Source organism: Nocardiopsis sp. NPDC006198 (assembly GCF_040613895.1).
GTDB lineage: Bacteria > Actinomycetota > Actinomycetes > Streptosporangiales > Streptosporangiaceae > Nocardiopsis > Nocardiopsis tropica.
The window spans coordinates 1-11724 of the sequence record NZ_JBEXSY010000110.1; the positions used below are offsets into that span (position 1 = coordinate 1).

The window sequence follows — 11724 nt, forward strand, 5'->3', positions numbered from 1 at the left end:
ATTGCCCACCGCCCACTGGTGTCCCTCCCCGGGGGCCGCCGCGCCCGGGGGCGCGGCGGCCCCGGGCGTATGGGCGGATGACCGGACAGGCGCGGATAGTCGCAGGTTGACCGTAAAGAACCTGGAATGCCAGGCAAACGACAGATGGTCATTCGGTGAATACTCAGTGTAGTAAAGGGGATATGGACATGAACGCGTCACCTGTTCGTTCGATCCCTGGACCTGCCCCTTCCAGGGCGAGGAGTCCCCCGTGCAAGAGCGATGGAACCGTGCCTCCGTTCCCCAGCCCTTCACCCGCTCCCGGCCGTCGTCGGGCGGGTGGCGCGTATGATTTTTCGGCGCCCGCGCCCGCGGAGACGGCGACCGGCCGGCACCGAGGCGCGCGGGGCGCTGGCTGCCCTGTGCGTCACCGTCACCGTCAGCCAGGGAGTGCTGTTCTACGCCTTCCCCGTGCTGGGACCGGCCATCGCCGAGGACACCGGCTGGTCCCTCCCGATCGTCATCGTCCTGTTCTCCGGATCCCAGGTCATGGCGGGGCTCAGCGGCCCCTTCGTGGCCCGCTGGCTGCGCCTGCGCGGCCCGCGCGCGGTGATGACCGCGGCCGCGCTGCTCGGGGCCCTCGCGGTCGTCGGGGTCGCCCTGGCCCCCGACCTGTGGTTCTTCGGCGCGGCCTGGCAGGTGGCGGGGATCGCCGTCGCCGGCCTCTCCTACCCGCCCGCCTTCGCCGCCCTGACCCGCTGGTACGGTCCGCGCCGGGTCCGGGCCCTGACCTTCCTCACCCTGGTCGGCGGCCTGGCCAGCACCGTCTTCGCGCCGCTGACCGCCGCGCTGGAGGCACAGGTCGGCTGGCGCGGCACCTACCTCGTCCTCGCGCTGATCCTGGCCCTGGTCGCGGTCCCGCTGCACGCCCTGGCCCTGTCCCGGCCCTGGAACCCCGCCCGGGCGGAGGACCGGACCCGCGACCGCACCGCCGTGCGCGCGGTGCTGCGCAGCGGCGCGTTCTGGGCCCTCACCACGGCGCTGGCCCTGGGCACCCTGACCGTGTACGCGGTGGTGGTCGCCATCGTCCCGCTCATGCAGGAGCGCGGCTACGGCACCACCGAGGCCGCCTGGGCACTCGGCGTCGTGGGCGTGGGGCAGGTGCTGGGCCGCCTCGCCTACACCCCGCTGGCGCGGATCAGCGGTTCGGTTCACCGGATCGCGGTCGTGCTCCTGGCCTGCGCTGCGGCGACCGTCCTGCTCGCCCTGGTCAGCGGGCCGCTGGCCCTGGTCATCGGCGCCGCCGCGCTGGTGGGCTCCGCCAAGGGCGTGCTGACCCTGCTCCAGGCCACGGCCGTGGCGGACCGCTGGGGGGAGGCGCACTACACCACGCTCAACGGCGTCATGCACACCCCGCTCATGCTCACCATGGCCCTGGCCCCGGGGGCGTGCGCGCTGCTGTCGGGCCCGATGGGCAGCTACGCCGCCGTGTTCCTGCTGCTGGGGGGCATCTCCGTGCTCGGCGCCGTCATCGCCCTGGCCAGCGGCCCGCAACGGGGCCGGGCCCCCTGAGCCGGTCGCTCCCACCACCCCCGCCCGGGGCCGGACGCGAGGGACCGCCCGGCAGAGGCCCCGTCCTGGCACGGACGGCGCCTCCCGGGGCCGCCCGACGGGAGCGCGGCGGGAGGGGCGGAGCCGCGGCACCGCCGCACGACCCCGATGACGGGACCCCGCGCAACCCCCTCCGCGGATGTTGGCCGGATGCGGGCATCACGGTTGCCGGCGACAAGCGCCCGGGAACAAGTGGAGCAGGATCCCGACCGCCGACGAGGACACCATGACCCGTTCCCGCACCGTCCGCGCCCTCGCCGTCACGCTGCTGATGTTCGCGAGCCTGGCCTTCAGCGCGTCCCCGGCCGCCGCGGCGGCCCGGTACTACTACAACACGTGGATCACCATCAGCAGCTACCGCATCAACACCAGCGGCACCTCTCTCTACGAGGTCGGCACCCTCTACGCCGGCAGGCACTACTTCTACTGCCAGTACCGCTTCCCCAGGTGGCCTTACACCGACGCACACGGCAACACCAACATCTGGTACGCCAGCACCGATGACGACACCGGCAATCGCGGAGTCCTGATTCCCGTGACGGCCTTCACCGTCGGCGGGCAGAACGAGCCCATCCCGGGCCTGCCGAGCTGCTGAGCACATGACGAGCGCCCTCCCCGCCCTCCGCGCGGGCACGGCGCACAACGACCCGAGGAGACACAGGTGAGCGAGCAGACCCCCGAAGGCGGGACCGACGACCCCTCCGGCACGGAACCGGACGGCGGCATCAACGACCCGATGGCAGACCCGGAGGGCGGGATCGGGGTCCCCGTCTGACACGGGAAGGACCGCCCCCGCCCACCGCGAGGCGGACGGGGGCGCGGTGCGTCCGGAACCTCCTGGCCGCGTCCCGGAGGCACCCTCCCCCACACCGGCCCCGTCCGTTCCGTCACCGTATCCTCACGATCCGTGGCACAGGTCTTGACAGGTCTAGACCAGCTTGCTTAGGTGACGGCACCCCCTGCGGCGCGCGGTCGGACGTCGCGCCGCACCCTAGGAGTGTGACCCCGTGATCCGACGTCTTCTGAGCCAGCTGGCCGCGCTCGGCGCGCTCGCCGCTGTGCTCGCCGTCCTCCCCGCGTTCTCCGCGCAGGCCGCCACCGCCTGCGCGACCGCCTGGAGCTCCTCCGCCGTCTACACCGGCGGCAGCCAGGCCTCGTACAACGGCCGCAACTACACCGCCAAGTGGTGGACGCAGAACGAGCGCCCCGGCGCCTCCGACGTCTGGACCGACCAGGGCGCCTGCGGCAACGGCGGCGAGGAGGAGCCCAACCCCGTCGCGTTCGTCGTCAGCGAGGCCCAGTTCAACCAGATGTTCCCGAACCGGAACTCCTTCTACACCTACAGCGGCCTCACCACCGCCCTCAGCTCCTACCCGGCCTTCGCCAACACCGGCAGCACCGAGGTGCGAAGGCGCGAGGCGGCCGCCTTCCTCGCCAACGTCAGCCACGAGACCGGCGGGCTGGTGCACATCAGGGAGACCAACGAGGCCAACTACCCGCACTACTGCGACTGGAACCAGCCCTTCGGCTGCCCGGCCGGCCAGGCCGCCTACTACGGACGCGGTCCGATCCAGCTCAGCTGGAACTACAACTACAAGGCCGCCGGCGACGCCCTGGGCATCGACCTGCTGAACAACCCCTACCTGGTCGAGCAGAACGCCTCGGTCGCCTGGCGGACCGGCCTCTGGTACTGGAACACCCAGAGCGGCCCCGGCACGATGACGCCCCACAACGCCATCGTCAACGGCCACGGCTTCGGCGAGACCATCCGCTCGATCAACGGCGCGATGGAGTGCAACGGCAACAACCCGGGGCAGGTCCAGAGCCGCATCAACAAGTTCACGGAGTTCACCCAGATCCTCGGCACCACCACCGGGGGGAACCTGAGCTGCTGATCCGACGGGCGCGGCGAAGCGCCCGCGGACCGCATCGGAACGGGGGCGCCCCCGGCGAACGCCGCCGGGGGCGCCTCCGCTCCGGTGTCCCGGGAGCAGGGGCCGGCCCCGCCGACCCTGTTCCCGACCCCGCCGGACGGCGCTCCGGGCCGTGCCTCCCCGCACCGTCCCGGCCCCGCGACCGGACGGCCCCCTCCCACGGGGCCCGCGCCCGTGGAGCACGACCGGGCCCGCACACCGTCCCGGAACCCCTCGGAGGGCGCCCCGGGGTCAGCGCGCCCCGGCCGCGCCACCGGACGGCGCGAGCGCGCCGGAGAGCGCCGCGACGTGCTCGGGCACCCCGGTCCCGGGCGCCAGGCCGGGGTCGGGCTCGGGTGCGCCGAACACCTGGCGGACCGGCACGACGCCCGCCCAGACCGGCAGGCCGAGGTCGTCCTCGTCGTCCACGGGCGGGCCGGTCCGCACCTTCACGGAGGCCTCCTCCAACGACAGCGCCAGCACCCGTGTGGCGGCGAGCTCCTTGGCGGTGGGCGGACGGACGGCGTCCCACCGCCCCGGCGCGAACTGCTCGGTCAGGGCCCGCAGCGCGGCCAGCGACTCCTCCTCGTCCCCGACCACGCGCGGCACGCCGTAGACCATGGCGGAGCGGTGGTTGAGGGAGTGGTTGAACGCGGACCGGGCCAGGACGAGGCCGTCGACGAGGGTCACGGTCACGCACACCTCCCCGCCGGCGCGCAGCGACCGGGCGCCGGTGGACCCGTGCAGGTAGAGGGTGTCGCCGATGCGGCCGTAACCGGTGGGGACCACCATGGGCGCGCCGTTCACGACGACGCCGAGGTGGCAGACCGACCCGGCGTCCAGGAGGTCGTACAGGTCGGTGCGCGCGGTCCGGGCCTTGTGCTTGGCGCGGCCGAGTCTGGTGCGTTCCGTGGTCGAGAGCATGGAGCTAGCCTAGGAAGAAGTGGACTCCCCGAACACAGCCACTTCCTCCCTGAAACGGAAGACCACTTTGTCCCGACCGCCGGCCGACCCGCCCCTGCGCCTGGACCGCTCCAGCGCGGTGCCGCTCACCGTGCAGCTGTCCGACGCGCTGCGCGGCGCCATGTCCGAAGGGCTGCTCAGGCCGGGCGAGCGCCTGCCCTCCAGCAGGTCCCTCGCCGCGCAGCTGGGCGTCAGCCGGACCGTCGTGACCGAGGCCTTCCAGCAGCTGTACGCCGAGGGCTGGCTCGACGGACGGCACGGGTCGGGCACCTACGTCGCCGAGCACGCCTCCCCGCCGGTCCCGCCCTCCCCCGGCGCGCCCGCGCCTCCGGGGGGCCAGCCGCCGCCCGCGGCGGGCCGGGCGCCCGAGCCGCGCCTGTCGCGGGCGGAGGCCCGGCGGCTGGGCATGGTCGACCTGCGTCCGGGCGCCCCCTGGGTGCGCTCGCACGACGGGGCCGCCTGGCGCAGGGCCTGGCGGCACGCGGCCTCCCTGCCGCTGGACGACGACCCCGACCCCCGCGGGCTCCCGCGGCTGCGCGAGGCGCTCGCCGAGCACCTGCGCCGGACCCGCGGCGTGCGGGTCGGCCCGCGGAACGTCCTGGTCACCCGCGGCACGGGCAACGGCCTGGACCTGCTCGCCGCGACGGTCCTGGCCCGGGGCGGGCGGGCGGGGGTCGAGGAGCCCGGCTACCAGAGGGCGCGCGACATCCTGGAGTCGCGCGGGGCGGAGGTCGTCCCCTGCCGGGTGGACCGGGACGGCATCGTCGTCGACGACCTGCCCGCCGACCTGTCCGTGGTCTACACGACGCCTGCCCACCAGTACCCGCTCGGCGGGCGCCTCCCGGTCCCCCGCCGCGAGCGCCTGCTGGCCTGGGCGCGCAGCCGGGGCGCGCTGGTCGTCGAGGACGACTACGACGCCGAGTTCCGCTACGACGTGGCGCCGCTGCCCGCGCTGTACGGGTTGGACCCCGGGCGCGTGGTCCTGCTCGGCACCCTCTCCAAGACGCTGTCCCCGGACCTGGGGATCGGCTGGCTGGTCGCCGACGCCGCGCTGCTCGAACGCGTGGCCGGGACCCGCGACCGCCTGTCCGACCGCACCGGCGTCCAGGCCCAGGCGGCGACGGCCCTGCTGCTGGAGCGCGGCGACCTCGACCGGCACCTGCGCCGCATGCGCCTGGAGTACGCCCGCCGGCGGCGGACGCTGATCGACCACCTGGGCCCGTACCTGACCGGCGACACGGCGGGGCTGCACGTCATGCTGCCGCTGCCGGCCGACGCGGTCGCCGGGGTGGTGGCCGAGAGCGCGGAGCAGGGCGTCCTGGTGGAGGACACCTCGCGTGCGAGCCACGGCGAACCGACCGTCCACGGCCTGATCCTGGGCTACGGGGCCGCGCACCCGGCCGACCTGCGCAGGGCGTGCCGGGTCCTGGCCGGGGCCGTGGGCCGCCGCGCGGGGGGCGGCGGCCCGGCGGCCCGCTGAGCCCCCCGCCGTTCCGCGGAGGGAAGGGGCGTGGGCCCCGGGACATGGGGACCGGACCGCTGTCGGGAAGCAGTTCGGGCAGCGCTCCCCCGTGGGCCGGGGGCCGGGCCCCGTCAGGCGGCGCGGGCCCGCCTCCTGCGGTGCGCCCCGACGGCGAGGTCCACCGCGAGGAACAGCAGCAGCGACACCCCCAGGACCGGCAGCAGGTACCCGACGGCCACCGCCACGGCGACGACCCCGACCCTGGCCCACGGCGGAGCCGCGCGCCACGCGCCGCGCGGGATCGGACGCCCCGTCGCGAACGCCCTGTCCCTGGTCGGACGGCGCTGCCACCACATGCGGTAGCCCCAGAAGATCATCGCCAGCAGCCCCAGGACGAGGACGGTCAGCAGCACCTGGTTGACCACCCCGAACAGCAGGCCCATGTGGAAGGCGATGCCCCAGGTGGACAGCTTGGCCATGAGGGGGTAGTCGGCGAAGCGCAGCTCCTCGACCACGGTGTCGGCGTGCGCGTCGACGGCGACCGCGTCCTGCTGGACCGGCCAGCTCTGGTCGGTCTCCCTGACGGTGAACGGCGCGCCGTCCTCCACCGGGAAGGAGACCTCGACCGGCCCTTCGAGACCGGCCGAGCGGGCCGTGTCCACCACCGCGTCGACCTCGCCGGCCGGGTCGGCGGCCTCGTGTCCGGAGTGGTCCCCGTGGCCGGAGTGTCCTCCGTGGTCGGAGGGGGCGGGCGCGGAGAGCGCCGGGGTCTGCCAGCCGAACGCGCCCCGGATCCCGCCGATGTTCTCCCCGGCGAACTGGGACCAGGTCAGCCCGGTCGCGGACACCAGGAGGAGGCCTGCGAGCGCCCAGGTCCCGACGGACCCGTGCCAGGAGAGCGTCCTGGCGCGCCCGGCGGCCGAGCGCCGGGGCAGGAGCAGGCGGCGGGCGCGGCGGTTGCGACGGCCGCGGGAGACCCACAGGGCGAGGCCGCCGAGGGCGACCGCCCACAGCCAGCTCGCGGCGAGCTCGCTGTACAGGCGTCCGGCGTCGCCCAGGTGCAGGGTCCGGTGGAACTCGGAGAGCCAGGACCGCACCGGGAGCGACGCGCTGCTGCCGTAGCTGGTCGAGTCGCCGACGACCTCCCCGGTGTGGGGGTCGACGAAGACCGCCAGGCGGTAGCTCGCGGAGAGGCCCTCCGCGTCGAAGAGCACGCGCGTGGTCAGGCCCGGTCCGACGGAGGGGCGCACGGCGCTCGGCTCCGCCTCCGGGTGTGCGGCGAAGGCCGCCTCGACCTGCTGTGAGAGCGGGACGGCGGTGTCCGCCGGTTCGACGGTGAGCAGGTCGGCGTGGACCGCTTGTTCGAGTTGGGGCGTGTAGACGTACAGGAGTCCGGTCAGGGCTGCCACCACGATGAACGGGGCGACGAGGACGGCTGCGTAGAAGTGCATCCGTAGGACCAGGGGGCGTAGGGAGGACCACAGGGTGCGGGCGGCGCCGGGCGTGGCGGGATCGGCGGAGGAGGCGGGAGCTGCGGGATCGCCGGGGACGGCGGGATCGGGCGTGGCGGGGACGGGGGGTGCGGGCTCGCCGGGGACGGGGGCGCCCGCCGCGGGCTCGTGGGGGTCGGAGGTGTCGTTTCTTCGCATGGGTCGGGGCCTTCTGCTGATCTCCCCGCTCCCCCGTGGGGGACGCGGGCACGGGTGGCGGCGCCGGCGCGCGGGGCGTCGGCGGGGGCCGGGCGCAGGGCGCGCGGCAGGCGGCGTGGTGTCGATCAGGGGAGGGCCGGGGGCCCGCGCACGAGGCGGACGCACCGCTGCCCCGGGCGGGGGGCGGGCACACCGGTGCGGGCGAAGCGCGGCGGGCCGGGGAGCACGACCGTGCGGGGGCGTGCGAGGAGGACGAGGAGCACTCCCCGCAGGAGCGCGTCCAGGAACCCGAGGAGGTCGAAGAGGGCGCGTTCGCCCTGGCGCAGCCACCACGCGCTCACGAGCCCGGCCGCGGCGTGGGCGAGCAGCATGTCGGCTCCGGCCCCGGACGCGCCTTCGGGGAGGGCGGCGTGCGCGGCGGCGTGCCCGTGGCCCGTCCCGCCCGGCACGGTCGCCCCGGACGGGGAGGCGAGGGTGAACACCAGGTGCAGTGCGGCCTGTCCCCACAGCATCCGGGCGGCGAGCGCGCCCAGGCCCTGTTCGGAGCGGGCCGCGCCGTGGGCGAGCGCGAGGGCCAGCACGCTCCCCAGGGCCAGGGCGAGCGGGGGCACGCCGTGCCCGGAGGAGAGGCCGTGCCCGGTGGCGGAGACGCCCACGCACACCCCCGCGAACACCGCGGAGCGCGGCAGCCGGGGCGGGGCGGGCGTCGACATGGCTGCCATTGTGCACGGGCGGCGGTTGCGTGGCTATACGTGTACCCGGGGTGATTTCGGCCGGGCCCCCGCGCTCGCGGCCTCGCCGGAACCCCTGCGGGTCCAACGTTCTGCCCTCTTGTCCCTTTCGGGCCCTTTTCGCCCTTCGAACCGGCGAATCCGTACCCAGATCACGTGCGCGAGTGGTGCAATTCAAGCCTAGAATGATAACCATTGTCATTATCGCGCATATCGGAAGGGAGACCCGGTGCGCCAACTGTCCGTCCCCCCGGACGAACCACGGCAGGCACACAGTCCCGACCCCCGCTCCGCTTCCACCCCCGCCCCGGCGGGCCCGCGCCGGGTCCGCCGCCTGTCCACCCCCGCCGGCGCCGCGCTGGCCGCGGTCGTGCTCGGCGCCGTCCTGGCCGTGTCGATGGTCCTGGCGATCGGACTGGGTTCGGCGCTCGTCCCGCCCGGCGAGACCGTGCGCTACCTGTGGGCGGCCCTCACCGGCGGCGCCATCCAGGCCGACGAGGTCGTCCGGTACCAGATCATCTGGCAGATCCGGACGCCGCGCGTGATCCTCGCCGCCCTGGTCGGCGCCGGCCTCGGCGTCGTCGGCGTCGCCGTCCAGGCGATGGTGCGCAACGCGCTCGCCGACCCCTACATCCTCGGCGTCTCCTCCGGGGCCTCCGTGGGCGCCGTCCTCGTCGGCGTGTTCGGGGCCCTCTCGGCCCTGGGCGTCTACGCGGTCTCCGCCGGCGCCTTCCTCGGGGCCCTCGTCGCCACCCTCCTCGTCTACCTCATCGCCTACTCCCGGACGGGGGTGACACCGCTGCGCCTGGTGCTGACCGGCGTCGCCCTGTCCTTCGGGTTCCAGGCGGTCATGAGCGTGATCATCTACCTCGCCCCCAGCAGCGAGGCCACGAGCACGGTCCTGTTCTGGTCCATGGGGAGCTTCGGCGCGGCCACCTGGGGATCCCTCCCCGTGGTCGCGGCGGTGGTCGTCCTCGGGGCGGTGATGCTCCGCGGCCTGGCACGCCCGCTCGACGTCATGGCGCTGGGCGACGAGACGGCGGCCAGCCTGGGCATCGGCGCGGACCGGCTGCGCCGGTGGCTCTTCGCCCTGACCGCCGTCATGACCGGGGCCATGGTCGCGGTGAGCGGGGCGATCGGGTTCGTCGGCCTCGTCATCCCGCACATCGTGCGCATGCTCGTGGGCGCCGACCACCGCCGGGTCCTCACCGTCGCCCCGCTGGTCGGCGCGGTCTTCATGGTGTGGGTCGACCTCGCGTCCCGCGTGGCCGCGGCCCCCCGCGAGCTCCCGCTGGGCGTCATCACCGCCCTGATCGGCGTCCCGGTGTTCATCACCCTGATGCGCCGCAGGGGCTACCTGTTCGGAGGACGCTGATGGACCTGCGCCTCGACGGCCTGTCCGTCGAACTCGGCGGCGAACCGATCGTCCGCGCGCTGACGCTGGACGTCCCCGACGGGCAGGTGGTGGGGCTGGTCGGCCCCAACGGCTCGGGCAAGTCCACCGCCCTGCGCTGCGTGTACCGGGCCCTGCGCCCCGACGCGGGCCGGGTGTGGCTGGGGGCGGAGGACCTGTCCTCCCTCAGCCTGCGCCTGAGCGCCCAACGGGTCGCGGCGCTGACCCAGGAGAGCGGCAGCGACCTGGACTTCACCGTGGAGGAGGTCGTGGCCCTGGGCCGCGCCCCCCACCTGCGGGGCAACCAGGCGCTCAGCGCCCGCGAGCGCGACCTGTGCCGCAACGCCATGGAGCTCCTGGACGTGGCGCACCTCGCGCACCGGGGCGTGCTCGAACTGTCCGGCGGGGAGCGCCAGCGGGTCCTGGTGGCCCGCGCCCTGGCCCAGGAGCCCCGGGTGCTCGTCCTGGACGAGCCCACCAACCACCTCGACGTCCGGCACCAGGTCGAACTCCTGTCCCTCGTGCGGGGGGCCGGGATCACGGTGCTCGTGGTCCTGCACGACCTCAACCTGGCGTCGGCCGCCTGCGACCGGATCGGTGTGCTCTCCGAGGGCGCCCTGGTGGCCGCGGGCTCCCCCGACGAGGTCCTGACCCCCGCCCTGCTCCGCGAGGTCTTCGGCATCGAGGCCTCGGTGGTGCCCCACCCCCTGACCGGCGACCCCCAAGTGCTGTACCGGCTCCCTCCCCGTCCAGGCCACCTGGACTCCGTGATGTCGAGAAAGGCGTCCCATGACGACCAGCGTTCGTGAAGGCAGTTCCCCCTGGCGGTCCGTGCTCCCCGTGGCGGCCGTCTCCGTCCTCCTCGCCGGGTGCGGCGCCCAGGTCCAGGAGGGCTCGGCGGCCGCGGACACGGTGACCGTGGAGCGCTGCGGCGAGGAGGTGGAGTACACGACCCCGCAGCGCGCCGTCGCCTACGAGGGCGGCAGCGCCGACAAGCTGTTCGCCCTCGGGCTGGCCGACCAGGTGCACGGCTACGTGATGCCGCCGGCCAACCCGCCGGTGGAGGAGTCCCCGTGGGCGGAGGACTACGCGAGCGTCGAGTTCCTCGGCGACGACCTCCTCGACCGCGAGACGGTCGTGGACGCCGAGGCGGACCTGGTGGTCGCGGGCTGGAACTCCGGGTTCAGCGACCAGCGCGGCATCACCCCCGAGATCCTGGACGGCATCGGGATCCAGAGCTTCATGCACGCCGAGTCCTGCTTCAACTACCCGGGCTTCCCCGAACGCGTCACCCCCTTCGAGGGCCTCTACACGGACCTGGACCGGCTGGGCCGGATCTTCGGGGTCGAGGAGCGGGCGACGGAGCTCGTGGAGGGCTACAGGGAGCGGGTCGCGGCGGTGGAGGAGCAGGTGCCCGAGGGCGACCCGGTCCCCGTCTTCCTCTACGACTCGGGCGCCGACCAGCCCTTCACCGCGGGCAGCCAGGTGCCGCCGAACGACATCATCTCCTCTGCCGGGGGCGAGAACATCTTCGGCGACCTCGACGAGCGGTGGACCCAGGTCGGCTGGGAGGCGGTCGTGGAGGCCGAGCCGGAGGTCGTCATCATCCTCGACTACGGCGACCAGCCCGCCCAGGAGAAGATCGACTTCCTGACCTCGTTCCCCGCCATGTCCGAGGTCCCGGCGGTGGTGGAGGAGAACTTCTTCGTCCTGGACTACAACGAGGGCATCTCCGGCCCGCGCAACATCGACGGGCTGGAGAGTTTCGCCGAGTACCTGCGGGAGCTGGAGCGGGGCTGAGCCCGGTCCGGCCGTGAGGCGCACCGGCCCCGCGATCGCGTGGCGGGGCCGGTGCGCCCGGCCCGCCTCCCCGTGCGCGGGCACCCATGATTGCGGTGAACGCGCCCCGGTGGAACTCCACGTCGACCCCGGCCAGGGTGTGGACCTTGCTGTCGCCGGTGTCGTAGGTCTTGGTGAGGCCCCGCGCGACCACGACCGGTGGCGAGGCGACCGGGGGGACGGT

Annotated in this window: 10 protein-coding genes and 1 pseudogene; 7 read left to right on the forward strand and 4 right to left on the reverse strand. The window is 74.5% G+C overall.

The window, feature by feature from the left end; genetic code table 11:
• Nucleotides 1-327: 327 nt before the first annotated feature.
• The 3 genes from ABZ234_RS33270 to ABZ234_RS33280 all read left to right on the forward strand — a co-directional run bounded on the left by ABZ234_RS33270 (nt 328) and on the right by ABZ234_RS33280 (nt 3485).
• Nucleotides 328-1551: an MFS transporter gene (locus tag ABZ234_RS33270; RefSeq protein WP_355014684.1), complete on the forward strand. Its 1224-nt coding sequence runs from the start codon at nt 328-330 to the stop codon at nt 1549-1551.
• 265 nt (nt 1552-1816) lie between these two features.
• Complete coding sequence (locus ABZ234_RS33275; protein WP_355014685.1) at nt 1817-2185, forward strand: hypothetical protein; 369 nt, start codon at nt 1817-1819, stop codon at nt 2183-2185.
• A gap of 412 nt (nt 2186-2597) precedes the next feature.
• Nucleotides 2598-3485: a glycoside hydrolase family 19 protein gene (locus tag ABZ234_RS33280; RefSeq protein WP_267949717.1), complete on the forward strand. Its 888-nt coding sequence runs from the start codon at nt 2598-2600 to the stop codon at nt 3483-3485.
• A 270-nt stretch (nt 3486-3755) separates the two neighbouring features.
• Here the strand turns inward: ABZ234_RS33280 and ABZ234_RS33285 are convergent, their stop codons facing one another.
• Nucleotides 3756-4427, reverse strand: coding sequence for a pyridoxamine 5'-phosphate oxidase family protein (locus ABZ234_RS33285; RefSeq protein WP_355014686.1), 672 nt, complete (start codon nt 4425-4427; stop codon nt 3756-3758).
• A gap of 67 nt (nt 4428-4494) precedes the next feature.
• Here ABZ234_RS33285 and ABZ234_RS33290 point away from each other — a divergent pair, with 67 nt between their 5' ends.
• On the forward strand, nt 4495-5946 hold the full coding sequence (locus ABZ234_RS33290; RefSeq protein WP_355014687.1) for a PLP-dependent aminotransferase family protein: 1452 nt from the start codon (nt 4495-4497) through the stop codon (nt 5944-5946).
• A gap of 113 nt (nt 5947-6059) precedes the next feature.
• Here the strand turns inward: ABZ234_RS33290 and ABZ234_RS33295 are convergent, their stop codons facing one another.
• Entirely contained in the window at nt 6060-7577 is a 1518-nt protein-coding gene (locus tag ABZ234_RS33295; protein WP_355014688.1) for a PepSY domain-containing protein, read from the reverse strand.
• A gap of 125 nt (nt 7578-7702) precedes the next feature.
• Nucleotides 7703-8290, reverse strand: a complete 588-nt coding sequence (locus tag ABZ234_RS33300) for a hypothetical protein (protein WP_355014689.1) — start codon at nt 8288-8290, stop codon at nt 7703-7705.
• A gap of 352 nt (nt 8291-8642) precedes the next feature.
• Here ABZ234_RS33300 and ABZ234_RS33305 point away from each other — a divergent pair, with 352 nt between their 5' ends.
• The 3 genes from ABZ234_RS33305 to ABZ234_RS33315 are packed head-to-tail and all read left to right on the forward strand — an operon-like array spanning nt 8643 to nt 11501.
• Nucleotides 8643-9683, forward strand: coding sequence for an iron ABC transporter permease (locus tag ABZ234_RS33305; RefSeq protein ID WP_267950366.1), 1041 nt, complete (start codon nt 8643-8645; stop codon nt 9681-9683).
• The gene (locus tag ABZ234_RS33310) at nt 9683-10510 is read left to right on the forward strand and encodes an ABC transporter ATP-binding protein (RefSeq protein ID WP_355014690.1); all 828 of its coding nucleotides are present in this window, start codon (nt 9683-9685) and stop codon (nt 10508-10510) included. Before ABZ234_RS33305 ends, ABZ234_RS33310 begins: the two co-directional genes overlap by 1 nt.
• Entirely contained in the window at nt 10491-11501 is a 1011-nt protein-coding gene (locus tag ABZ234_RS33315) for an ABC transporter substrate-binding protein (RefSeq protein ID WP_267949712.1), read from the forward strand. Before ABZ234_RS33310 ends, ABZ234_RS33315 begins: the two co-directional genes overlap by 20 nt.
• 82 nt (nt 11502-11583) lie before the next feature.
• On the opposite strand, the pseudogene ABZ234_RS33320 reads toward ABZ234_RS33315, so the two are convergent.
• Nucleotides 11584-11724, reverse strand: a pseudogene (locus tag ABZ234_RS33320) (ABC transporter ATP-binding protein); the annotation flags it as partial.